Genomic DNA, 21,975 nt, shown 5'->3' on the forward strand with positions numbered 1-21,975 from the left:
CACCACGCACCTTCCGTGGCCAACGACCAGGAGCAGTGATCAGCCATGACATCGCACAGGCCCGTTCACCGCGTGGCGATCGTCGGGACCGGCACCATCGGTGCCAGCTGGGCGACGCACTATCTCGTCCGTGGCTTCGACGTCACGGCCACCGACCCCGCGCCCGCCGCGGAAAAGGCCCTGCGGTCGTACGTGGCGGGCGCGTGGGACGCGGCCGCCGCGATCGGGCTCGCGCCCGGCGCCTCGCCCGACCGCCTGGGTTTCACCCCGGACCTGCCGCAGGCCGTCGCGGACGCCGACTTCGTCCAGGAGAACGCGCCCGAGCGCCCGGAGCTCAAGGTGAAGCTGTTCGCCGACCTCGACGACGCCACGCCACCCGACTCGATCATCGCGTCGAGCTCGTCGGGCATCACGATGAGTGACATCCAGGTCGACTGCCGGCACCCGGAGCGGACCGTCATCGGCCACCCCTTCAACCCTCCGCACGTCGTCCCCCTGGTGGAGGTCGTCGGCGGCACGCGGACCGCCCCGGAGACGGTCCGGGACGCCATGTCGTTCTACGCCGCGATCGGCAAGAAGCCGATCCACCTGAAGAAGGAGCTCCCCGGACACGTCGCCAACCGCATCCAGGCCGCGCTGTACCGCGAGGTCGTGTACCTGGTCCAGGAGGGCGTGCTCGACGTGGCCGACTCCGACGACGCGGTGTCCTGGGGCCCCGGGCTGCGCTGGGGTGTCATGGGCCCGCACCTGCTGTGGCACCTCGGCGGCGGCGAGGGCGGCATCCAGCACTTCATGGACACCCTCATGCCGCGCATGGTCGGGTTCTGGGAGCAGTTGGGCACCCCCGAGTTCACCCCCGAGCTCCGGGACACCATCGTGAACGGTGTCCTCAAGGAGGCGGACGGCCACTCGGTCGACGAGCTGTCCGCCCGCCGTGACGCCATGCTCGCGGCCCTGCTGGCCGTGCGCGCGCAGCACGACCCGTCCGGGCCGGACGCGAAGGAAGCGACGTGATGGACGACCGGGACACACTGTTCGTGCTGGAGGCCAGCGGCGGCGGCCGCCTGTTCTCCGTGCTCCCCGACGGCTCCGGCAAGACGGTCCTCGTCACCGGGTGCCGGATCCCCGACGGTGTCGCCGTCGACGCCGGCGCCGGGTACGTGTACTGGACGAACATGGGCGTCCCGACGGAGAACGACGGCTCCGTCGAGCGCGTGGACCTGGACGGCGGCAACCGGACGACGATCGTCCCCGACGGTGCCACGCACACCCCGAAGCAGCTCCACCTCGAAGCGGCCGACCGGAAGCTGTACTGGAGTGACCGCGAAGGCATGCGCGTGATGCGCTGCGACCTGGACGGCTCGAACGTCGAGACCCTCGTCCGGACCGGCGAGGGCGAGGACGACCGCCGGGACGAGACCAAGTGGTGCGTGGGCGTCGCCGTCGACCCCGTGGGCGGACACCTCTACTGGTCCCAGAAGGGTCCGAGCGACGCGGGACTCGGCAGGATCCTGCGCGCCGGCATCGCCCTGCCCGCCGGGCGGACACCGGACCGGCGCGACGACGTGGAGGTGCTCTTCGAGGGCCTACCGGAACCGATCGACCTCGAACTCGACGTCAGGGCACGGGCGTTGTACTGGACGGACCGCGGGGACCCGCCGAGGGGCAACACCGTCAACCGGGCCTCGCTCGACCCGCCGGACGGCCGGTGGACGTACGAGATCCTCGTGACCCACCTCATGGAGGGCATCGGCATCGCCCTCGACCCGGACGGTGACCGCATGTACGTGACCGACCTGGCCGGGACCGTCTACGCGGCCGGCCTCGACGGATCGGACCGGCGGGAGATCCTCGTCGCACAGGGCAACCTCACGGGCATCGCCCACGCCGTTCTGCACGAAGGGTGAGAACCGTGCCCGGAGATTTCCCGCGGGACGTTCCCGGGCTAGGCCTGGTGCGCCGCCGAGATCTGGCCGACCAGGACCGCGAAGGGCATGTCGAGTGCGGCGTAGAAGGCCCCGGCCTCGGGCAGTGCGTTGTCGGCCAGTGCCTCGACCAGGAGGGTGGCGTAGTCACTGACGACGACGCCCGCCTGCTGCATGCGCAGCAGTCCCGCCTCGCGCTTGGCCTGGCTGAAGGTGCCGGAGGCGTCCACGGCGACATAGGCGTCGTACCCGGCGGCCGTCGCGGCGATCGCGGGCAGTGCCGCGCACACCTCCAGCGACACCCCGGCGAAGATCAGCTTCCGTCGGCCGGTGGCCTCCACGGCTTCGCGGACGCGATCGTCGTGCCAGGCGTTGACCGTACTGCGGTCGATGATCTTCTGTCCGGCCGGCAGGGCCTCGACCAGCTCGGGGGTGGTCGGTCCCCACATGCTGTCGGCCGCAGTGGTGGTGGCGACCACCGGGATCCCCAGCACCGCCGCCGCCCGCGCCATGGCCACCACGTTGTGCTTGAGTTCGCCGACCGTGATGTCCCGAACGCCGGACAACAGGCCCACCTGGTGGTCGACCAGCACCACAGCGGCGTTGTCCCGGGTGATCGGCTCCAGGAACTTGCTGCGCTCACTCATGTTCCGCTCCTTCAGGGTCGGCGGCGTCGGGCCACCGCCTTTTTGGTCACTGACCTTGATAGTCAATTTTGGTGACCATTTGCTTTCGACGCTATACCCGTCTCACCCGCAACGCAAGCGCGCCCCGGCCGGCCCTGCCCCCGCCTCCGGGCGGCCTTCTCGGTGCGCCGCGCGCCAGGCCCATAAAATCGCCGGTGATCCAGCACGGCGCTGGGCGACCGACGAGAGGAGTGAGGCATTGACCGGGCACCCGGCCACGCAACCGGACCTCGGCGTGCTCGCCGCCCGGATCCTCATGTCCGTTCAGCGCGAGCTGTTCACCGCGCTCGCCGAGCAGGGCTTCGACGACATCGCGCCCCGCGCCGGCGCCGTCCTCGCCCACCTGCGCGCCGACGGCATCCGGGCCAGCGAGCTCGCCCGCGCCTCCGGCCAGCACAAGCAGGTCGTCGGCTCCCTCGTCGACGACCTGGAACACCTGGGATACGTCGAACGCAGGCCCGACCCCGCGGACCGCCGCGCCAAACTGGTCTGTCCGACCGAGCGCGGCCTGCTGCAGATGGCGGCGGCCGCCGCCATCATGCGCTCCATCGAGGAACGCCACGCGAGGGCACTGGGCGAGCGGGAGTACGCCGCCTTCAAGGCGGCTCTGCGCAGCGTGGCCGAACTCCCGCCCGAGTCCCCGCACGGCACACGGCCACCAGGACCCGGCGACGGCGCCTGAGCTCCGCCCGCCCCGGCTCCGCCGCCGGGGCACCTGGCCCGCCCGGCGTCATGCGCGGTGCGGCCCCCGTTCCGTCGTCCGCAGCTGCGGGCCCTTGATGGACAGCCGCCCGCCGAACTGGGTGATCTGGGAGGCGGTCGCCCCGGCGAGGGTGATGGTGCGGGTGCGGGCGCGTGGGTGCGAGAGCCAGTGGGGTACGGCGTCGGGGGTGACGGCGACGGTGCGGTCCGCCGGGAGCGGTCCGCCGCCGAGGCCCGTGACCCTGCCGGTCAGCCTGCGGACGTAGAGGGTCGCCACCCCGCCGGCCCCCTGCCCCTTGAGCGTGGCGGTGGTCGCCGGCCTCGCCCGCAGACGCATCGCCGCTCGGCCCCGGCCCGCCGTCAGATCGAGGTTGACGGCGTCCAGCGACCGTACGGTGAACTTCAGGGCCCGGACGGTCCCGGCGCCGGTGCGCACCGAGACCACCCCGCGGAACCGCGCGCCGCGGAGTACGAGCCGGTCGGCACGGAGCACGCAGGGGCCCTTCGCGGGACGAACCGGGGGCGACGAACCGAGCCGCGCGCCGGAAGCGCTGCCGGCCGGCCGCGGTACGTCGAGGTGCAGGAACACGGCCACGCCGACCACGGCCAGCGCACCCGCGAGCGGCCGGGCCACACGGCGGAGCAGGAGACCGGCCGGACGCGGGCGGTGCGGGTGACGGTGACCGTGAGTCCGCCCTCGGACGCGCTCGCGGGAGTGCGCGATGCTGCCGGTGCGCGGGTCAGGAGCCACTGCGCCCCTCTCCCGCCGCAGCCGTCGTGGCAGTCGCAGCCGTCGTGGCAGTCGCGCCAGTCGTGGCCGTCGCGGCCGTCTCGTCGCCGGGCGCGGTCGACGGCTCGCCGGCCGGGGGCGGCAGCCAGGCACAGGCCAGGGAACCGCCGATCAGACCGGAGCCCACGCCGAGGAACAGGCCGCCGAAGTTCGCGACGGGGAAGGAGATGACGGCGAGCAGGAGGGTGGCGATCCCGGCGAACACACGGAGATGGGGGCGACAGCAGAGCGCGACGCCCAGGACCAGGAGCAGGGTTCCGATCACCAGCGACCCGGCGCCGGACGTGGTCGACAGGGCGAGCGGAATTCCGCCCAGGTTCAGGTTCGCGTAGGGCCAGTAGAGGATGGGCAGACCGGCGGCGAAGGTGAACAGCCCGGCCCAGAAAGGACGTTCACCACGCCAGGTGCGGAACCCGCGCCGGAACTGCGGTGCCCTGGCGAGCAGTTCACGTCCTCTGCCGAAAGGGTTGGTGATCACGCGTCCTGTCCTGATGAGTGGGGTTGCGGTCCCGCGAGGAGGTGGTGGGCCCGGGCGTGCGGCGCCCGTGCACAGCGGCCGCCCGGGTCAGAAGCATGCGTGGTTGCCCTGTTCGACCCGCAGTCGCAGGCCCGGAATGTTGAAGGTGCCGGCCGAGACCGCGACCGCGGTCACCCGCACGTCGTTCAGGGTGGTCGACAGCGACTGCTGGGCGACGCCGTCGGGGTCGAAGAAGCGCGAGTTCCGGTCCCCGGACCTGATCGGGCCCTTGGTGACGGCTCCCTGAGCGACGCCGATGTCGAGGCCGCCGAAATCCGCCTCCCCGACCGACTCGCTCGTCGCGTCGATGAACAGGTTCGAGGCCTCGGCCGGCCGGCCGCCACCACCGGTGAGCCGCAGAGTCTGTGTGCCCAGCACCGGGACGTCGACGACGACGGACTGGCACAGCCCCTTGAGGGTGGCGTGCCGGAAACCGGAGACCACGACGGGTACGAGTTCGTGCTTCCTCGTGACGTCGACCATGCCGTAAAGGCTGAACCCGCGGGCGGTCAGGGTGTCGGCGGAGACCTGGAACTGCTGGCCGGAGATGAAGAACGAGGCGGCGAGCACGCCCTGCGCCATGGCGATGCCGACGGTCGCACAGGCCGCGACGCCGGGCACCAGGACAACCGCGAAGCGTCTCCAACGGGTTCTTCCGGCGCGGTGCGACATCCCGTCTCCTTCGCTCGTGAGGTGGACCCGCCCATGCCGACAAGGCAGTAGATGCCCCGTTTGTCCGGTGATGGATCCTAGGCTCCCGGCTGTGCGAAGCGACCGCACGCCAGGCCCGCCGGACGAGTGACGCAACTTCTGCTGCTCTCTTCGGGCGACGAGGCCCCGACTGGGCCCTGTCGTTTGGATCAGCCTGGCCATGAGGTGCGGCACCTTGCGACAGACCCGAGCGGGGGCTGGTGCGTGCAGCTGCAAGGCGGAGGAGGGAGTCGACGCGGTGGGGGCACCTCCCGGCCGAAGGCTGGGGGACGTCGGCGAGTGACGACAACGCCGCTGGGGGTCCCCCCACGCCTTTTAAGGCAGTGGGGGAGTGCGTGCCAGCCCCCGCGACGCCGGGATGATCCAAACGACAGGGCCTAGAGCCGGCGGAGCACGGAACTCAGCATCTCGGCCTCCTCCGCGGAGAGCCGGTCCGTGAAGTGGCGGCGCACCGCGGCTTCCAGGCCGGGGTGCACGGCGGTGACGGTCCGGCGCCCGGCGTCGGTGAGGGTGACGGTGACGCCGTCGCCGCGTTCGCGGGCGACGAGTCCGCGCTTGCCCATGCGGGTGAGCTGATGGGAGATGCGAGTGCGGTCCCAGCCGAGCGACGCGGCGAGCTCGCTCTGCCGCAGGGCGCCGCCCGCCTTGTCGAGGTTGACGAGGATGGTCAGGTCCGGCTCGGACAGGCCCGCCGCCTCGGCGGTGTCCGCGACCACCCGGGTCCGGACGAGTTCATGGGCGCGCTTGAAGGCGGACCAGAGCTCGACGGGCTCCGGCACGACGCCGCCCGCCGACTCACCGGCCCCGCTCCCGGGAGTTGACATATCAACAAGCCTCTTCCTAGTGTTGAGATGTCAACGCTAGCAGGTGGCGGTGGCGGCCACGCCTGCGCCAGGCGGCCGGAACCCGCTGCGCCACGCCCCCGACGGCCTGCTGGACAGCGAGCGCGGCCCGTGGCCGCAAGGAGAGGTCTCCGCATCATGAACGCATCCGCATCCGCGTCACTCCTCGCCGAGCGGGCCCGGTCCGGTAAGCCGCTCGGCGTCGGGATCATCGGACTCGGCGCGCACGGAAGCTGGGCCGAGCGCTCGCACCTGCCGGCCCTGCGCGCCGTCCCGGGATACGAGCTGAGCGCGCTGAGCACGAGTTCGAAGGAATCGGCGGAGCGCTCCGGACAGGTGCACGGGGTGCCCCGCGTCTTCGGGTCGGCCGCCGAGCTGGCCGCCTGCGACGAAGTGGACCTCGTGGTCGTGGCGGTGAAGGTGCCGCACCACCGGGAACTGGTGCGGACGGCGCTGAGCGCCGGCAAGAGCGTGCTGTGCGAGTGGCCGCTGGGCAACGGGCTCGCGGAGGCGGAGGACATGGCCCGGCAGGCGCGGAGCCGGGCCGTGCCGACGGTGGTCGGACTCCAGGCGCGCTCGCACCCGGCCGTCGTCCACGCACGCCGTCTCGTGGCCGACGGCTACGTCGGGGAGGTGCTGTCCACGACGGTCGTGGGCTCCGGCGGGGCCTGGGGCGCGACCGTGGGCCCCCGCGACCACTACGTCCTCGACGCCGCGAACGGCGCGACGATGCTGACCATCCCCTTCGGCCACCTGCTCGACGGGCTCGCATCGGTCCTGGGAGAGCCCGAGGAACTGCGGATCCGGACGGCCTCGCGCCGTACGTGGTCCATGGACCGCGAGACCGGGCAGCGCGTGCCCATGACGGCCGCGGACCAGGTGGTGGCCACGGGACGGCTGCCGGGCGGCGCGGTGGCCGCCGTCCACTACCGCGGCGGCATGTCCCGGGGCACCGGCTTCCGCTGGGAGATCAACGGCACCGAGGGCGACCTCGTCCTCACCGCTCCCGTCGGCCATCTCCAGCTCGGCCCGGTCACCGTCGAAGGCGGCCGCTCCACGTCCGCCGGCCTCGCTCCGCTGCCGGTGCCCGAATCCCTCGTCCGCGTCCCCGGCCTGGACGCCCGGGCCGATGCGCCGGCCTACGCGGTCGCCCACGCCTACCGGCGGTTCCTGGACGACCTGTGCGGCGACGGCACGCCGGTCGTACCCGATTTCGCGCACGGCGCCGCCCGGCACCGCAGCATCGAATCCGGCCTGGCAGCACCCTGACGAGCGCGAACCCTCAGGACGCGAACGGCACCTGGGCCGAGGGCGCCGCGCCCTTCCCGGCGGGGTGCCGCCACACCCCGTCCGCGGCCAGCCGGGGCAGCACCCCCTCCCCGAACCAGTACGCCTCCTCCAGATGCGGGTACCCGGACAGCACGAACTCCTCGATGCCCAGCGCCGCGTACTCCTTGATCCGCTCGGCCACCTCGTCGTGCGAGCCGACCAGGGCGGTGCCGGCGCCGCCGCGTACCAGCCCGATGCCCGCCCACAGGTTGGGGTGGATCTCCAGCGCGTCCCGCCGGCCGCCGTGCAGGGCCAGCATCCGCTGCTGCCCCTCGGACTCGCTGCGGGCCAGCCCCGACTGCACCGACCGCACGGTCTCCGGGTCGAACCCGTCGAGCAGCCGGCCGGCCTCGGCCCACGCCTGCTCGGACGTGTCCCGGGTGATGACATGCAGCCGTATCCCGAACCGCAGGGTGCGCCCCTGCTCCGCCGCGAGCCCCCGGATCCAGGCGATCTTCTCGGCGACCTGCGCCGGCGGTTCCCCCCAGGTCAGGTACACGTCCACGTAGCGGGCCGCGACCTCGCCCGCGACCGGCGAGGACCCCCCGAAGTACACCTCGGGCACCGGCTCCGGCACCCGGGCCAGCCTGGCGTCCTCGACCCGGAGGTGCTCCCCGTCCAGATCGACCGTCCGGCCCTCCCACAGCCCCCGTACGACTTCCAGGAACTCACCGGTACGGCGATACCGCGCGTCCTTGTCGAGAAAGTCCCCGTAGGCCCGCTGTTCATGGCTCTCGCCCCCGGTCACCATGTTGAGCAGCAGCCGTCCGCCGGTCTGCCGCTGGAAGGTGGAGGCCATCTGCGCGGCGAGCGTCGGCGAGACGAACCCCGGCCGGAAGGCGACCAGGAACTTCAGCCGCTCGGTGTGCTGGCTGACCATCGCCGTGGTCAGCCAGGCGTCCTCGCACCAGGCGCCGGTCGGAGTGAGCGCCCCCACGAAACCGAGGTCCTCCGCGGCCCTGGCGATCTGGCTCAGATAGGCGACCGTCGGCGGCCGGTCGCGTCCGGAGGCGGTCGCCGGGGTGCCGTGACCGCCGCCGACGACATGCCGGCTGTCCCCGTTGGTGGGCAGGAACCAGTGGAAGGTGAGGGACACGAGGCTTTCTCCGATCACGAGTGTCCGTCGGGGCGAGCGAGGCACACGGCGAGGCGGCTAGAGCAGGCCGTGACGGGGCGGCTAGAGCAGGCCGTGACGGGGCGGCGGGGTGCCGTTGAGGACGTACCGGCCGATGTGCTGGATCTTCCAGCGGGTCGGATCGTGCAGGGTGTGGGTCCGGGCGTCCCGCCAATGCCGGTGCAGATTGAGCGAGTTGAGGGCCGAGCGGGTTCCGGACAGCTCGAAGAGCGCCCCGGCGACGGCCACGGCCGTCTCGGCCGCCTGCACCTTCGCGGCGGCCACGGCGATGGACGCCTCGGCGGCCGACGCGTCGGTGAGCCGGGCGCCGGCCGCGTCGACCGCACGGGCGGCCCCTCGCAGCAGAGCCTCGGACGCCCGCACCTGGACGGCGAGTTCACCGAACCGCTGGATCAGCAGCGGGTCCTCGGCGGCGGTCTCGACCCCGCTCTCGAACCAGGGCCGGCTTCTGCTCCGCACGAACTCCGCGGCCTCGGCCAGCGCTCCACCGGCGATCCCCACGTCGATGGCGGCGTGCAACAACTGTGCGACCGCGCCGTGGAGTTGGGGTCCCTGGAAGGTCAGGTGGTGCGGCAGCACACGGTCGGCGGGCACGGGGACTCCGTCCAGCCGGACGGTTCCGCTGGCGGTCGTACGCTGCCCCATGCCGTCCCAGTCGTCGACTACGGTGAGGCCGGGTGCGTCCCGGGGGACGTACGCCACGTGCAGGTTGTCGTCCTCGGCGCGGGCCAGGACGGGGATCCAGTCGGCGAAGAGGGCCCCGGTGGAGTAGTGCTTGACCCCTGTCAGCAGATAAGTGCCGTCGCTCTGGGGTTCCAGCCGGGTCCGGATGTCCTGGACGTGTTTCGTCCCGGCCTCGGACTGGGCGTTGCCGAAGCGGCTGCCGGCGAGCAGTTCGGCGAAGAAGAACTTCCGCTGTTCCTCGGTTCCCTGACGGCGGATCACGTTGACGTACGCGAAGTGGCTCTGCGGGATCTGGGCGAGGCTGCCGTCGGCCGAGCCGAGGAGCCGGAAGATCTCCGCGAGGGTCAGGGCGCCGACGTCGGCGCCGCCGTGCTCGGCGGGCACGGTGACGCCCAGCAGACCCGATGCCGACAGCTGGTCCAACTCGGCTCGCGGCAGCCTGCGTTCGGCGTCCCGTTCGGCGGCCCCGGCCCGGAACGCGTCGGCCAGGACCTTCGCCACGGCGAGGGCCTCGGTGTCGTCGGCGATGACGTGGGCGGTCATCGGATCAGCTCGCCGCGGCGAGGACGGGCGTGCGGCCGAGGAGTGCGGCCGAGAACTGGTCGACGACCGGGACGAGGGCCTCGGCGGCGGCCGGCGCGAGGACCAGGGTGCCGTCCTCCCCCACGGTGATGTCCTTGTCGAGGGTGAACCAACCCTGGACTATGTGGGCGGCACCCATGGAGTTGAGGACCGGACGCAGCGCGTAGTCGATGGCGAGGACATGTGCGACGGAGCCGCCGGTGGCCAGTGGCAGCACGGTCTTGCCGGTGAGCGCGTACTGCGGGAGCAGGTCGAGGAGGGCCTTGAGGACACCGGAGTACGACGCCTTGTAGACCGGGGTGCCGACCACGACCCCGTCGGCGCGGGCGAACAGCTCGGTCGCCTCGACGATCGCCGGGTGCCGGAAGTCCGCGCCGAGCAGGGCCTCGGCGGGGATGGTGCGGACGTCGAGCGGGACAACCTCGTGGCCCTGGGCGGTCAGCCGCTGGTCCAGGTGACGCAGCAGGCGGCCGGTGCGGGAGGAGGCGGAGGGACTGCCGGAGACGGAGAGGACGGTGGCCATGGAGCTGCCTCTTTCTGGTGGCCGGGGCGGCGCGGAACGCCTCGTCTGGGGGGAGGGTCAGGCGTGGGCTCGGGCGGACTCGGGCTCGGTGGCCGGGAGCTGGGCCTCCAGCTCGCGGACCAGGGGCAGTACACGCCTGCCGAAGTACTCGACCTCCTCGTGGTAGTGCAGGAAGCCGAGCAGGAAGAGGTCGACGCCGAGCTTCTTGCAGGCGACGACGCTCCCCCAGCCTTCGGCCGGGAGGGACCCCCAGGCGATCTGTTCCGGGGTGCCGATGAGGCCGGTTCGGAAGCCGTCGTTGTACTGGACGAGGTCCTCGAAGGTGGAGTCCTGCCACATGCCCTTGCCGTCGGCGGCGGACTGCCCGGCCTGCTTGACGGCGGCGCCGAAGCCCTCGACGGCCTCGCTGTCGGCCTTGGCGATGATCTCGCGGAGGGTGTCGCGGGCCTCGGCCTCGGTGTCGCGGGCGATGAGGAAGCCGTTGAGGCCGAACTTCGGTGCCGTACGCCCTGCTTCGGCGGCGGACTTGCGGACGTCGTCGATCTGTTCGACGACGCCGTCGAAGTCCTTGCCGTTGGAGAAGTACCAGTCGGAGACGCGGCCCGCCATGGCGCGGGCTGCGGTGGAGTTGCCGCCCTGGAAGATCTCCGGGTGCGGGCGCTCGGGGGTGTTCAGCGGCTTGGGCCTGAGGGAGAAGTCCCGCAGCCGGTAGAAGTCACCGGCGAGTTCGGTGTGGTCCTCGGTCCAGATCTGGCGCAGCGCGCGGATGAACTCCTCGGCGCGGCGGATGGGGGTCCCCCCGGTTCGAGCGAAGCCGAGAACTGGGGGAGTTCGTCGTGCTCCAGCCAGGGCTCGCCGAGCGCGGTGAACTCCCCCTTGAACCAGCCGGAGACGACGTTCACGGCGAACCGGCCGTTCGAGAGATGGTCGGCGGTGGCGCCGAGCTTGGCGAGGACACCGGGGTGCCACAGACCGGGGTGGACGGCGGCGATGACCTTCAGGCGCTCGGTGGCGAGCAACAGGGCGAGGCTGAAGCTGGTCGACTCGTGCTGGTACTCGGCGCCGTAGCCGGCCATGTAGCGGACCTGGCTGAGCGCGTACTCGAAGCCGTTGTTCTCGGCGAGGACGGCGAGTTCGCGGTTGTAGTCGTACCCCCAGTCGGTGCGTTGCTCGATCCTGCTGGTGACGAGTCCTCCGCTGACGTTGGGGACCCAGTAGGCGAATTTCACGGGTGCGGCGGGCATGCGGAACTCCTGTTGCGGGTTCTCGGGCACGCCGGAATTCAGGGGTGCCCGGCGCGGTGCGCGCGCGAGCACGGTGGAATTCGGGCGGGAAAAGGGAGAAGGAGAAGAGGAGGCGCGGCGGATCTCGGCGGGGTGATCAGGCCGCGGCGCAACAGGAGGCGCTGGAGACGCGCGCGAGGTCGACGTGGCGTCGCCGCGTGAGGTCCAGTCGCATCTTCATGCCGTCGATGGTCGCAGTCGGTGCCGACGGGCGTCAAGGAAAACCCGACCGTTCTCGCATCGCGGACCATTGAATTTCACGAACGTGTGACAGGGAAACCCTTGAACACGCCCCGAATAGCGGCGCATTCTGCCGGGGTGCGGACCGAACAGCTGGAATACATAGCGGCCGTGACCCGGCTCGGCTCGCTGCGCCGGGCGGCCGACGAACTGCGCCTGTCGCAGCCCGCGTTGAGCGAGACCGTGCGGAACCTGGAGCGGGAGCTGGGCGTCGACCTGCTGTAGCGCAAGCGCACCGGCGCGACGATGAGCGCGGCGGGGCAGGAGCTGCTGCCGCACATCGTCCAGGTGCTGGAGGCGGTGGACCGGCTGCGGGTCGCGGCGGGCGAGCAGCACCGGATCAGCCGGATGGTGCGCGTCGGCACAGTCAACGCGGCGACCGTGTCACTGCTCATCCCGGTGCTTCGGGACTTCAGGGCCACGCAACCGGTCACCCAGGTCGAGGTGGTGGGCGCCCAGCAGACGGAGATCCACCGGGCTCTCGCCGAGGGCGGCTTCGACCTGGGGCTGGTGAACCATCTCGCCGGCGACGACGTGCCCGCCGGTTTCGAGGCCACCGAACTGCTGCGCGGGCGGCCGGTGGTGTGCGTCCGGCCGGACAGTCCGCTCGCCGGCCGGGCCGAGGTGTCGGCCGACGATCTGCTCACGGTGCCCCTGATCGCCATGCGCACCGGCTATGTGATGCACCGCTATGTGCACCGGCTGCTGGCGGACCGCACCCCCGTCTTCTCGTACTCGACGGACGGTGCGGAGATGGGCAAGCTGATGGTCGCGGAGGGGCTGGGAGCGACGGTGCTGCCGGACTTCAGCGTGGTCGGGGACCCGCTGGAGCGCGACGGGACGATCGTGTGCCGGCCGCTGGCCGGGGACGCCACCGAGGTGGTGCTGATGCTGCAGCGCCGACGGGCCGAGTCGGTGCCGCAGGCCGCGCAGGACCTGTACGAGACCTTCGTGCGCCGGGCGGCCGAGCTGGGCACGGAGGCCCGGCGCCCCGAAGGGGCGCGGGGCCGTATCCGATATGCGGCTACCGCCGCGCGGGCGCGACCAGCCACGACGGCGCCGCAGACGACACACGGCGGCGTTCCAGCAGAGCGCTCAGCGGGCCTCAGGTGTCGAGCGCCGTCAGGTGGTTCCGCAGCGCCGTGGTGATCTGCTGCGCCGCGACGAGCTGGTCCGGGGTGAGGGCGGCCACGAACAGCTCCCGCACGGCGCGCAGATGGGGCAGGGACGCGTTCCGGAACGCCTGCGCGCCCTCCGGTGTGAGCACCACCTCGGCGCCCCGGCTGTCGGTGACGCACTCCTCGCGCCGGATCAGCCCGCGCCGTTCCATGCGGCCGATCTGGTGCGAGAGGCGGCTGCGCTCCCAGCCGACGCGGGCCGCCAGTTCGGAGGAGCGCAGCCGCCGCCCCTCCGCCTCGCGGAGGGCGAGGAGCACGGCGTAGTCACCCGGCGACAGGGAGCTCTCGCGCTGCAGACGTGCCGCGAGCTCGGCGCGGAGCGCTTCCGTCGTCTCGATGAAGTCCCGCCAGATCCGCAGTTCCTCAGCGGTGGGGAATTCCTTCCGTCGCGCCGTCATCGTGCCGCCACTCCTTCTTGTTGACACGTCAATCATATGCGAGCGATGATTGACACGTCAACTACTCGAAGGAGCCCCGTCATGTCCGCCCCCGTGTCCGATCCCGCACCCGACCCCGTACCCGATCTCGTCTTCGGCCTCGACACCTTCGGCGATGTGCCACAGAACGACTCGGGAGCCCTGGTGTCCGGCGCGCGGGCCATCCGGCAGGTCGTCGAGGAGGCCGTGCTCGCGGAGGAGACCGGCGTCGACGTCATCGCCCTCGGCGAGCACCACCGCCCGGAGTACGCGATCTCGACCCCGGAGACCGTCCTCGCCGGCATCGCCACGCGTACCCACCGCATCCGGCTGGCCTCCGGCGTGACCGTGCTGAGCTCCGACGACCCGGTCCGCGTCTTCCAGCGCTTCGCCACCGTGGACGCACTCTCGAACGGCCGGGCCGAGGTCATCCTCGGGCGCGGCTCCTTCACCGAGTCGTTCCCGCTCTTCGGGTACGACCTGAGCGACTACGACGTGCTGTTCGAAGAGAAGATCGAGCTGTTCGCCAAGCTGCTGGAGGAGAAGCCCGTCACCTGGAGCGGCACCAAACGGGCACCGCTCGAAGCCGCCGACGTCTTCCCCAAGACCGAGTCGGGCCGGCTCAGCACCTGGGTCGGGGTCGGGGGCACCCCCCAGTCGGTCATCCGCACCGCCCGCTACGGCTTCCCGCTCATGATCGCCATCATCGGCGGCAACCCGGAGCGCTTCGCGCCGTACATCGACCTCTACCGGCGCGCCGCCGACCAGTTCGGCACGACCGCGCACCCCGTCGGGATGCACTCGCCGGGCTTCGTCGCCGACACCGACGAGGCGGCCCGCGAACAGCACTGGCCGCACTACCGGGTCATCCGTGACCGCATCGGCGCGCTGCGGGGCTGGCCCCCGATCCGCAGGGAGGAGTACGAGGCCGAGATCGAGCACGGCTCCCTCTACATCGGCTCCCCGGAGACGGTCGCCCGCAAGATGGCGGGCGCCGTCAAGGCGCTCGGTGTCGGCCGGTTCGACCTCATCTACACCGGTGGGGCACAGTCGGTCAGCGCCCGCCTGCGCGCCGTCGAACTGTACGGCAGCAAGGTGATCCCGATGGTCCGCGACCTCCTCGCCGGCTGACGCCGTGAACGGAGCAGAGAAGACGGAGCCGAAGGCCGGCGGCGTGCGTACGGTCGGGATCCTGGGCGCCGGCAAGGTCGGCACGGTGCTGGCGCGGCTGGCCGTGGCGGCCGGTTTCCGCGTGCTGATCGCCGGATCCGGCGACCCCGCCGCGATCGCCCTCACCGTCGAGGTCCTCACCCCCGGTGCCGTCGCGGTCGGCGCCGCGCAGGCCGCGGCGGAGGCGGACGTGGTCGTCCTGGCCCTGCCGCTCGGCAAGTACCGCGGCATTCCCGCCGAAGCACTGCGGGGCAAGCTCGTCGTCGACGCGATGAACTACTGGTGGGAGGTCGACGGCGACCGCGAGGACCTCACCGACCCGCTGACCTCCTCCAGTCAGACCGTGCAGGCGTACCTGCCCGGAGCGCGGGTGATCAAGGCGTTCAACCACATGGGCTATCACGACCTGGAGGACGGGGCGCGGCCCGCGGGCACGCCGGGGCGCAGGGCGATCGCGATCGCCGGCGACGATGCGGACGGCCTCGCCACCGTCGCACACCTGGTCGACGCGCTCGGCTTCGACCCCGTCGTGGCGGGCCCGCTAGCGGAAGGGGTACGGCTGGAGCCGGGCACCGAGCCGTTCGGCGCGTACGTCGGCGCCGAGGAACTGCGTGCCATGCTGGACCGTTTCCCGGAGTCCGACCGTGGACGCGTCGTGATCGCCGCCCGGGCGGCTGCCACGGCGCCGGCCGAACCGGCCGCCTGAACATATGCGCTCCACACACGTGCTCAACACACATGCCGAGCTCACGTGCCGCAAGAACGGCTTGCACACATGAGCACATCGTCCCGATCGTGCGGTGCGGGCATGGTTCGTCCGCTTCGCCCCCCGTGTTTCGGTACGGTGGGAGCCGCTCCGCGGGCGGGGCCCCTGGTCCGGTCCCCGGAGCGCTGACACGGCATTGCGGCCCGGGCAAGGAGACAGCATGCTCTCGGACTCGATCGTCTTCGGCGCCGGGGGCTTCATCGGCCGCTCCCTCGTGGCGGAACTCCTGCGCGGGGGCCACCGGGTGGCGGCCGCCGTACGCGGTTCCGGCGACGAGCTGACGGCGTGGCTCGACGGACAAGGGATCGACCGTACCGCTCTGACGGTGGTCAGGGCCGACATCACCGCCCCCGGTCTCGGTCTGCCCGAGGGCGGGCTGTCCGGGATCCGCGATGTCTACAACACCGCCGCGCGCTTCGCGTTCGGCATCGCGGCGGCCGAGGCGCGGGCGGTCAACGTGACGGGCGCCGTACACGTGGTCTCGTGGGCGGCGGGCCTGCCGGAGCTGCGCCGGGTGGTCCACATCAGCGGCTACCGCATGGCAGCCGCCGCGGACGGGCGGCCGCCGGACTACCGGCGGCAGGGTGCGTACGAGGCGTCGAAGCAGGAAGGCGACACCGCGGTGCGGGAGCGCGCCCGCGAGCTGAGGGTACCGCTGAGCATCGCCAATCCCAGTACGGTGATCGGGCCGGGACAGTACCTCGGCCTGGCCGAGGTGGTCTCCGGTCTGTGGCAGGGCCGGCTGCGGGCCCTGCCCGGCGGTCCCGGCATCTTCCTTCCGGTGGTGACCCTGGACCACTTCGTCCGGTTCCTGGCCGCTCTTCCGCAGGACCCCGGCAGCGCGGGCGGCACCTACTGGGTGCTGGACGACTCGACCCCCGAACTGCCGGCGCTGGTCGGCCTGCTCGCGGAGCACATGGGGGTGCGCCCGCCTCGCCGCTCGATCCCGGTGGGCCTGCTGCGCAGGCTGCCCCGCGCCATCACCCGGGCGGATCCCGAGACCCTGTCGTTCCTGTCGGCCGACCGCTACGACACGGCCGCCGCCCGCGCCCTGTCCGCGGCGCACGGACTGTCCATGGCGCCGGTGCAGGCGGCGCTGCGCCAGTGGGCCGACGACCTGGTCGCCACCCGCTTCGGCCGCTCCGCCCGGTCCCGCGGGCCCTACGGCTTCCACAGCGTGGCGGGTACCCGTACCTGGGTGACGGGAGAGCGTCGGCGCCCCGGATACGTGCTGCTGCACGGACTCCTGCTGAGCGCCGACGCCTGGGCGGGGGCGGCGGACCACTTGGACGCGCCCGTCCTCGCTCCCGACCTGCCCGGCTTCGGCAGGTCGGGAGCGGGCGAGGCATCTCTCGACGACTGGCTCGGCGACCTGCTACGCCCGGTGGAGACCCGGCCGGTGCTCGTGGCGCACTCGCTCGCGTGCGGCCCCGCACTGCGCTGCGCCGCGGCCCGGCCCGACCGGTTCGCGGCCCTCGTGCTGGTCGCGCCGGCCTTCCTCCAGCGGCCGTCCGCCGCGTCGCTGCGCTCACCCCTGGCCGTACCACTGCTGCGGGCGGCTCCCGCCGCCCGCCTGGCCCGTTCGCTCGGTCTGCCCGAGGGTCCCGGTCCGGACGCCCTCGCGCTGGACCTGCGGCGTGCGGGGACGTCGCGCCGGGTGGTCGCCGCCGTGCGCGACGCCCACCGGCAGCGTGCGGAACTGCGCCGTGTACTGCGGGAGTTGCGGATGCCCGTGGACATCGTCGTCGGGTCGGCGGATCCGCTGGCCGAGCCCGTGGAGACGCCGGTCACGGTGATCGAGGCCGCCGGGCACTGTCCCCAGCTCACCCATCCGGCCGCCGTCGCACGGCTTCTGACGTCCTGCCGGGACCGGGCCGCCGCCCGATAGCCGCGGACACCCGGCCCGGGCGTCCGCGGCGGGCTCCCCCGGGTGCTACCTCGTGAAGGCGAGGACCACGTTGTGTCCCCCGAATCCGAACGAGGTGGACAGGGCCGCCCGGGCGGATGCCCGCCGCGGCCCGCCGGACACCAGGTCCAGCTCGATCCCGTCCGACGCCTTCTCCAGGTTGCGGACCGGCGGGATCAGCCCGTGCACCAGGGTGAGGACGGTGAAGACGGCCTCGACCGCTCCGGAGGCGCCCAGGAGGTGGCCGGTGGCGGACTTGCAGGCGGTGACCGCAGGATGCGGGCCCACGGCCTCCGATACGGCCCTCGCCTCGGTGACATCACCCACGGGCGTACCGGTGGCATGCGCGTTCACATGGTCGATGTCGGCCCCGGTGAGACCCGCGTCCCGCAGCGCCGCCCCGATGGCCCGCGTCTGGCCCTCCACGGCGGGGAGCGTCACGTCGTACGCGTCGGACGTGACTCCCGCACCCGACAGGGTCGCGTACACGTGCGCGCCGCGGGCCCGCGCGAAGTCGGCGCGTTCCAGTACGACCATGCCGGCGCCCTCGGACATGACGAACCCGTCGCGTTCCTGGTCGAACGGCCGGGACGCCAGGTCAGGGGCGTCGTTGCGCAGGGAGAGGGCGCGCATCCGGGCGAACGCGCCGAGTGCGAGCGGGTGCAGGCAGGCGTCCGTACCGCCCGCGACGACCACGTCGGCACGGCCGGAGCGGATCAGCAGCGTGCCGACCGCCAGCGCCTCCGCACCGGACGCACAGGCGCTGGTCGGGGCGTGCGTGCCCGCCCGGGCTCCCAGCAGCAGGCCGACCGCCGCGGCACTGCCGTTGGGCATCAGCATGGGCACCGTGTACGGGGAGATGGCGCGTGGACCCCGTTTCTCCAGCCGGTCGTCCTGTTCGAGGAGGGTGAGGCCGCCGCCGATGCCGGTCCCCACGACCACCGCGAGCCGTTCGGCCTCGACCTGCGGCCGGCCGGCGTCGGCCCACGCCTCCCGGGCCGCCACCACCGCGGCCGCCTGACTGCGGTCCAGCCGCCGCCGCTGGATCCGGTCCAGCCGTGCGGCGGGGTCCTCGCACATGCCTCCGGCGATACGGACCGGCAGCTGTTCGGCCCAGGGGGCGTCCAGCCGGGACACGCCGGACCGGCCGGACAGCAGCGCCGCCCAACTGGACGGGACGTCACCGCCGAGCGGGGTGGTCACTCCGAGACCCGTCACCAGCACATCGGTACCCGGGGGTGTACGCCGGCCGGCACGGGGCCGGTTCGCTTCAGTGGTCGCGGGCAGCATGGCGGGTTCCTTCCGCGCGGTGTTCCTGTCTCTTGCCTTGCGTCGCCGGCGGCAGGTCCTCCGGCGTCTCCCAGGACGCTCGGGGAAGCCCGGCCGTCACCAGCGCCATGATGGCGATCAGCAATTCCCCGGCAGTGAGAATGTCTTCGGCGTTTTCCATGCCTTTCCCGGCACCTTCGAATATCGACCGTAATTTTCGACGTATCCGCCCGGAGAAATCTACTCGCTCGGAACGGTCCGGCGCTTCACTCTTTTTCACGAGATCGGGGCAGGTCAGGGAGGCCCCACAAAGGACTATTAGGATGATTAACAGCCTGCCACCTGTCCTATTTTATGCAGATAGCTCGGCAGCATGCCCTCTAATGCAGTTGTTGCAGCGATGCTTGGACCCACTGCATAGTGAGGTAGTAATGCCGCAGGGGAAGCGAAGCCACAGGACCCCGCATTATTCCATCCATCCGAAAGGGGAAGTCAATTCGTGCCTCAATACAGTGAGGGGCAGTTATTCTCAGCCGCCCAGGACGTTCGTGTCCTGCGCTGGCCGGTCGAGGGGCAGGAACTGGAGCAGTTGCGGCGCCGGGGAACCCTCCGGCTCCTCGTGGTGGAGAACGGCGCGACTCCGCCGGTCCCGAGCGACTCGCGGGAGGACTGGATCCGGGCGCCGGTCAGCCGGGCCGACTTCGCCGCCCGGATCGCGGCGCTCCGGGCCAGAGCCGGCACGCACCGGATCCCCGTCCTCGACCAGGACGGGCTGCTCCGGTACGGCAGCCGGATGGTGCCCGTGTCGGCGACCCAGATGAACCTGCTGCAGCCGCTGGTCGAGCGGTACGGCACCCTCGTGGCCCGGCACGAGCTGATCGCCCTGCTCCACGCGCGGCGCGGCACGGCCAGCCAGAACGCCCTGGACCTGCACATCATGAGAATCCGCCGCAAGGTGGTCGCCCTCGGACTGCGTATCAGGACCGCCAACGGACGGGGATATCTCCTCGAATCCAGCGACTGATCTTCACAACAGCCAACGAAACGAGCCCTGTTGAGCGCCGTGCGCTCAACAGGGCTCGCGCGGAGCGCCGAAGGCTCACTGGAGCGCCCCCGGAGCGCTGGAGCCGGTCCGCTGCCGTACGGGCTCCCGGCAGGACGGTGCCATCAGGCCCATCCGATAGGCGTGGATGACCGCGTGCACCCGGTTGCGCAGCTTCAGTTTTTCCAGCAGTCGTTGCACATGGGATTTCACGGTGTTTTCGCTCAGCACCAGCACGGCGGAGATCTCCGTATTGCTCAGCCCCTGGGCCAGCAGCCGGAACACCTCCCGCTCCCGTCGGGTCAGCAACTCGATTCCCGCCGCTCCCGCCGCCGGGACGCCAGGGAATTCCCCGGCCTCGGGATACGGACCGTCGCCGCCCGCCGCGGGCCCCTCGTCGTCGAAGAAGATCCGGTATCCGGCCGCCACGACGTGAATCGCGGACAGCAGCTGTTCCGGGGTGACGCGGTGGAGTACGACTCCGTGCACTCCGGCCCGCAGGGCCCGCCGGGCACCCGGGCCCCCCTCGTGGGCCATGAGCAGGACGCCGGGCCCTCTGCCGCCGCAGCACTCGGACAGTTCGTCGACCAGTTCCACCGCGTCGGCGGGGCCCGCTGGGGCGCCGGCGAGCAGCAGATGCGGTCGGAGTTCACGGGCCTTGCCCACCGCGCTCGCACGGTCGGCCACCTCGCCGACTACCTCGATACCGCCGTCCTCGTCGAGGACGGACCGGATTCCGGTGCGGGCGATGGACCGGTCGTCCACCAGCAGGATCCTGATCGGTGAGTTCATCGCCGTCCCCTCACACCAGGTCACCCACGCACCCCGGCACGGCCGGTTCGGGGCCGGCGGAGCGGCCGTCGCGGGGGCGCCGCGGTACCAGCAGGACCGCCAGCGCTCCGCAGGCGATCAGGGCCACGCCGGTCCACACCGCCGGAACCATGCCGTCCGTGAACCGGTCCGCCGTCGTCAGGTCCCCGTGCGCGGAGAACACCGAGGCGAGCACCGCGATACCGAGCACACCGCCGAGTTCGCGCAGCGCGCTGATCGCCCCGGAGGCCATGCCGCGCTCCCCCGCCTCGACCGCGCTCATCACCATGTTCGCGGTGGGCGAGAAGTAGAAGGTCATTCCCAGTCCGCACAGGACCAGTGCGGGAATCAGCGACGGGTAGGGGACCCCGGGCGAGACACGGGCGGCGATCCACCCCAGTCCGAGGGCCTGGAAGGCCAGGCCGAGCGCGACGATGGTCCGGCCGCCGACGCGGTCGGAGACCAGGCCCACCAGGGGGGCCACGAACACGGGCACCGCGGTCCACGGGAGGATCCGCAGACCCGCCTCCAGGGGCGTGTAGCCGCGTGGCCCCTGGAGGAACTGGGTGAGCAGGAAGACCGACCCGAACATGCCGGCGAACATCAGCAGCCCGGCGACGTTCATCGCACTGAACGTCCGGTGGCGGAACAACTTCATCGGGAACATGGGGTGTTCGGCACGCCGCTCCCAGCGGACGAAGGCGATCAGGAGGGCCGCGCCGCCCGCCAGCGACAGCAGGACGCGAACGCTGGTCCAGTGGTCCGCGTGACCGTTGATGATGCCGAAGACGATCCCGAAGAGCCCGGCACTGGCCAGGACCGTGCCCACCAGGTCCAGGCGGGGGCTGGGGCCGTGGCTCTCGGCGAGCTTCCACCGGGCGACCGGCAGCACCACCGCGCCGATCGGCACGTTGATCCAGAAGATCCACTGCCAGCTCAGGTGCTCCACCACGGCTCCGCCGAGGAGCGGGCCCATGGCGATCGCGACGCCCTCCACGGCGCTCATCGCGCCCAGCAGGGCACCGCGGCGCCGGACGGGCGCCGCGTCCGTGAGGATCGTCAGGTTCAGCGGCATCAGCAGCGCGGCGCCCAGGCCCTGCACGGCGCGTGCGGCGATCAGGGCACCGATGCCGGGGGCGAGCGCGGCGGCGGCCGACGCGATGACGAAGACGCCCATCCCGATGCCGAACATCCGCCGCCGGCCGAACCTGTCCCCGAGGGCCGCACCGGTCAGCATCAGCACCGAGTAGGTGAGGGTGTAGGCGTTGACGGTCCACTCCAGCTGCTGGATGCTCCCGCCGAGGTCCTCGCGGATCGACGGCAGGGCCGTGATGACGACGAGGTTGTCGAGCGACACCATGGCCACGCCCAGGCCACAGCAGAGGAACGTCCACAGCACGTTGCGTTGCCGAACACTCATGTCCACCTCCGTGGTCGGAATGGCTGCGCGGGTGCGGGCGGCATGACCT

Annotated in this window: 22 protein-coding genes and 2 pseudogenes; 9 read left to right on the forward strand and 15 right to left on the reverse strand. The window is 72.0% G+C overall.

The window, feature by feature from the left end:
- Window positions 1–45: 45 nt before the first annotated feature.
- The gene (locus tag SSP29_RS39500; protein ID WP_089105763.1) at window positions 46–1,014 is read left to right on the forward strand and encodes a 3-hydroxyacyl-CoA dehydrogenase NAD-binding domain-containing protein; all 969 of its coding nucleotides are present in this window, start codon (window positions 46–48) and stop codon (window positions 1,012–1,014) included.
- A complete protein-coding gene (locus tag SSP29_RS39505) occupies window positions 1,014–1,907 on the forward strand; it encodes a 3-hydroxyacyl-CoA dehydrogenase (protein ID WP_150135778.1) in 894 nt (297 codons plus the stop codon). The genes SSP29_RS39500 and SSP29_RS39505 overlap by 1 nt, the downstream gene beginning before the upstream one ends.
- Window positions 1,908–1,945: 38 nt before the next feature.
- Here the strand turns inward: SSP29_RS39505 and SSP29_RS39510 are convergent, their stop codons facing one another.
- Complete coding sequence (locus SSP29_RS39510) at window positions 1,946–2,572, reverse strand: isochorismatase family protein (RefSeq protein ID WP_089105765.1); 627 nt, start codon at window positions 2,570–2,572, stop codon at window positions 1,946–1,948.
- Window positions 2,573–2,810: 238 nt separating this feature from the next.
- On the opposite strand from SSP29_RS39510, the gene SSP29_RS57180 reads away from it, so the two are divergent.
- Window positions 2,811–3,293, forward strand: a complete 483-nt coding sequence (locus SSP29_RS57180; RefSeq protein WP_245883477.1) for a MarR family winged helix-turn-helix transcriptional regulator — start codon at window positions 2,811–2,813, stop codon at window positions 3,291–3,293.
- Between the two features lie 48 nt (window positions 3,294–3,341).
- On the opposite strand, the gene SSP29_RS59185 is transcribed toward SSP29_RS57180, so the two are convergent.
- From SSP29_RS59185 to SSP29_RS39535, 4 genes are all read right to left on the reverse strand, one after another.
- Window positions 3,342–3,947, reverse strand: coding sequence for a hypothetical protein (locus tag SSP29_RS59185; protein ID WP_089105766.1), 606 nt, complete (start codon window positions 3,945–3,947; stop codon window positions 3,342–3,344).
- Window positions 3,948–4,053: 106 nt separating this feature from the next.
- Window positions 4,054–4,581, reverse strand: a complete 528-nt coding sequence (locus SSP29_RS39525) for a DUF6114 domain-containing protein (protein ID WP_150135780.1) — start codon at window positions 4,579–4,581, stop codon at window positions 4,054–4,056.
- Window positions 4,582–4,668: 87 nt separating this feature from the next.
- Window positions 4,669–5,292: a DUF6230 family protein gene (locus SSP29_RS39530; protein ID WP_089105767.1), complete on the reverse strand. Its 624-nt coding sequence runs from the start codon at window positions 5,290–5,292 to the stop codon at window positions 4,669–4,671.
- A 416-nt stretch (window positions 5,293–5,708) separates the two neighbouring features.
- Entirely contained in the window at window positions 5,709–6,155 is a 447-nt protein-coding gene (locus SSP29_RS39535) for a MarR family winged helix-turn-helix transcriptional regulator (protein ID WP_089105768.1), read from the reverse strand.
- Window positions 6,156–6,311: 156 nt separating this feature from the next.
- Between SSP29_RS39535 and SSP29_RS39540 the strand changes: the two genes are divergently transcribed.
- On the forward strand, window positions 6,312–7,442 hold the full coding sequence (locus SSP29_RS39540; protein ID WP_089105769.1) for a Gfo/Idh/MocA family protein: 1,131 nt from the start codon (window positions 6,312–6,314) through the stop codon (window positions 7,440–7,442).
- Window positions 7,443–7,455: 13 nt separating this feature from the next.
- Here SSP29_RS39540 and SSP29_RS39545 read toward each other — a convergent pair whose 3' ends face one another.
- The 5 genes and pseudogenes from SSP29_RS39545 to SSP29_RS61385 form a co-directional block, all read right to left on the reverse strand.
- Entirely contained in the window at window positions 7,456–8,598 is a 1,143-nt protein-coding gene (locus SSP29_RS39545; protein WP_089105908.1) for an LLM class flavin-dependent oxidoreductase, read from the reverse strand.
- Window positions 8,599–8,679: 81 nt separating this feature from the next.
- Window positions 8,680–9,864 carry an SfnB family sulfur acquisition oxidoreductase gene (locus tag SSP29_RS39550; RefSeq protein WP_089105770.1) on the reverse strand — a complete coding sequence of 395 codons (1,185 nt, stop codon included), beginning with the start codon at window positions 9,862–9,864 and terminating at the stop codon, window positions 8,680–8,682.
- Between the two features lie 4 nt (window positions 9,865–9,868).
- Window positions 9,869–10,426 carry an NADPH-dependent FMN reductase gene (gene ssuE, locus SSP29_RS39555; protein ID WP_089105771.1) on the reverse strand — a complete coding sequence of 186 codons (558 nt, stop codon included), beginning with the start codon at window positions 10,424–10,426 and terminating at the stop codon, window positions 9,869–9,871.
- A 57-nt stretch (window positions 10,427–10,483) separates the two neighbouring features.
- Window positions 10,484–11,670, reverse strand: a pseudogene (gene sfnG, locus SSP29_RS39560) (dimethylsulfone monooxygenase SfnG).
- 136 nt (window positions 11,671–11,806) lie between these two features.
- Window positions 11,807–11,890: a putative leader peptide gene (locus SSP29_RS61385; protein WP_350760414.1), complete on the reverse strand. Its 84-nt coding sequence runs from the start codon at window positions 11,888–11,890 to the stop codon at window positions 11,807–11,809.
- A gap of 137 nt (window positions 11,891–12,027) precedes the next feature.
- Between SSP29_RS61385 and SSP29_RS59190 the strand changes: the two are divergent.
- A pseudogene (locus tag SSP29_RS59190) lies at window positions 12,028–12,924 on the forward strand (LysR family transcriptional regulator); the annotation flags it as partial.
- A 130-nt stretch (window positions 12,925–13,054) separates the two neighbouring features.
- Here SSP29_RS59190 and SSP29_RS39575 read toward each other — a convergent pair.
- Window positions 13,055–13,525 carry a MarR family winged helix-turn-helix transcriptional regulator gene (locus SSP29_RS39575; protein ID WP_089105773.1) on the reverse strand — a complete coding sequence of 157 codons (471 nt, stop codon included), beginning with the start codon at window positions 13,523–13,525 and terminating at the stop codon, window positions 13,055–13,057.
- Window positions 13,526–13,606: 81 nt separating this feature from the next.
- On the opposite strand from SSP29_RS39575, the gene SSP29_RS39580 reads away from it, so the two are divergent.
- From SSP29_RS39580 to SSP29_RS39590, 3 genes are all read left to right on the forward strand, one after another.
- Window positions 13,607–14,674 carry an LLM class flavin-dependent oxidoreductase gene (locus SSP29_RS39580; protein ID WP_089105774.1) on the forward strand — a complete coding sequence of 356 codons (1,068 nt, stop codon included), beginning with the start codon at window positions 13,607–13,609 and terminating at the stop codon, window positions 14,672–14,674.
- 4 nt (window positions 14,675–14,678) lie between these two features.
- A complete protein-coding gene (locus SSP29_RS39585; RefSeq protein ID WP_150135789.1) occupies window positions 14,679–15,419 on the forward strand; it encodes an NADPH-dependent F420 reductase in 741 nt (246 codons plus the stop codon).
- Between the two features lie 220 nt (window positions 15,420–15,639).
- The gene (locus SSP29_RS39590) at window positions 15,640–17,367 is read left to right on the forward strand and encodes an alpha/beta fold hydrolase (RefSeq protein ID WP_089105775.1); all 1,728 of its coding nucleotides are present in this window, start codon (window positions 15,640–15,642) and stop codon (window positions 17,365–17,367) included.
- A gap of 45 nt (window positions 17,368–17,412) precedes the next feature.
- Here SSP29_RS39590 and SSP29_RS39595 read toward each other — a convergent pair whose 3' ends face one another.
- Complete coding sequence (locus SSP29_RS39595; protein ID WP_245883478.1) at window positions 17,413–18,603, reverse strand: beta-ketoacyl-[acyl-carrier-protein] synthase family protein; 1,191 nt, start codon at window positions 18,601–18,603, stop codon at window positions 17,413–17,415.
- Window positions 18,604–18,655: 52 nt separating this feature from the next.
- Window positions 18,656–18,835, reverse strand: a complete 180-nt coding sequence (locus SSP29_RS39600; protein WP_089105777.1) for a hypothetical protein — start codon at window positions 18,833–18,835, stop codon at window positions 18,656–18,658.
- 318 nt (window positions 18,836–19,153) lie between these two features.
- On the opposite strand from SSP29_RS39600, the gene SSP29_RS39605 reads away from it, so the two are divergent.
- On the forward strand, window positions 19,154–19,678 hold the full coding sequence (locus SSP29_RS39605) for a winged helix-turn-helix domain-containing protein (protein WP_089105778.1): 525 nt from the start codon (window positions 19,154–19,156) through the stop codon (window positions 19,676–19,678).
- 75 nt (window positions 19,679–19,753) lie between these two features.
- On the opposite strand, the gene SSP29_RS39610 is transcribed toward SSP29_RS39605, so the two are convergent.
- Both SSP29_RS39610 and SSP29_RS39615 read right to left on the reverse strand, forming a co-directional pair.
- The gene (locus tag SSP29_RS39610; RefSeq protein WP_089105779.1) at window positions 19,754–20,488 is read right to left on the reverse strand and encodes a LuxR C-terminal-related transcriptional regulator; all 735 of its coding nucleotides are present in this window, start codon (window positions 20,486–20,488) and stop codon (window positions 19,754–19,756) included.
- 10 nt (window positions 20,489–20,498) lie between these two features.
- Window positions 20,499–21,926, reverse strand: coding sequence for an MFS transporter (locus SSP29_RS39615; protein WP_089105780.1), 1,428 nt, complete (start codon window positions 21,924–21,926; stop codon window positions 20,499–20,501).
- Window positions 21,927–21,975: the final 49 nt, after the last annotated feature.

The organism is Streptomyces hyaluromycini (genome assembly GCF_002217755.1).
Taxonomy (GTDB): Bacteria; Actinomycetota; Actinomycetes; order Streptomycetales; family Streptomycetaceae; genus Streptomyces; species Streptomyces hyaluromycini.

Coding starts and splice junctions, on each gene's coding strand:
- SSP29_RS39600 (WP_089105777.1), bottom strand. CDS start 18,835: ATGGAAAACGCCGAAGACATTCTCACTGCCGGGGAATTGCTGATCGCC.
- SSP29_RS39500 (WP_089105763.1), top strand. CDS start 46: ATGACATCGCACAGGCCCGTTCACCGCGTGGCGATCGTCGGGACCGGC.
- SSP29_RS39510 (WP_089105765.1), bottom strand. CDS start 2,572: ATGAGTGAGCGCAGCAAGTTCCTGGAGCCGATCACCCGGGACAACGCC.
- SSP29_RS39610 (WP_089105779.1), bottom strand. CDS start 20,488: ATGAACTCACCGATCAGGATCCTGCTGGTGGACGACCGGTCCATCGCC.
- ssuE (WP_089105771.1), bottom strand. CDS start 10,426: ATGGCCACCGTCCTCTCCGTCTCCGGCAGTCCCTCCGCCTCCTCCCGC.
- SSP29_RS39615 (WP_089105780.1), bottom strand. CDS start 21,926: ATGAGTGTTCGGCAACGCAACGTGCTGTGGACGTTCCTCTGCTGTGGC.
- SSP29_RS39505 (WP_150135778.1), top strand. CDS start 1,014: ATGGACGACCGGGACACACTGTTCGTGCTGGAGGCCAGCGGCGGCGGC.
- SSP29_RS39535 (WP_089105768.1), bottom strand. CDS start 6,155: ATGTCAACTCCCGGGAGCGGGGCCGGTGAGTCGGCGGGCGGCGTCGTG.
- SSP29_RS39590 (WP_089105775.1), top strand. CDS start 15,640: ATGCTCTCGGACTCGATCGTCTTCGGCGCCGGGGGCTTCATCGGCCGC.
- SSP29_RS39540 (WP_089105769.1), top strand. CDS start 6,312: ATGAACGCATCCGCATCCGCGTCACTCCTCGCCGAGCGGGCCCGGTCC.
- SSP29_RS39575 (WP_089105773.1), bottom strand. CDS start 13,525: ATGACGGCGCGACGGAAGGAATTCCCCACCGCTGAGGAACTGCGGATC.
- SSP29_RS61385 (WP_350760414.1), bottom strand. CDS start 11,890: ATGAAGATGCGACTGGACCTCACGCGGCGACGCCACGTCGACCTCGCG.
- SSP29_RS39580 (WP_089105774.1), top strand. CDS start 13,607: ATGTCCGCCCCCGTGTCCGATCCCGCACCCGACCCCGTACCCGATCTC.
- SSP29_RS39550 (WP_089105770.1), bottom strand. CDS start 9,864: ATGACCGCCCACGTCATCGCCGACGACACCGAGGCCCTCGCCGTGGCG.
- SSP29_RS39530 (WP_089105767.1), bottom strand. CDS start 5,292: ATGTCGCACCGCGCCGGAAGAACCCGTTGGAGACGCTTCGCGGTTGTC.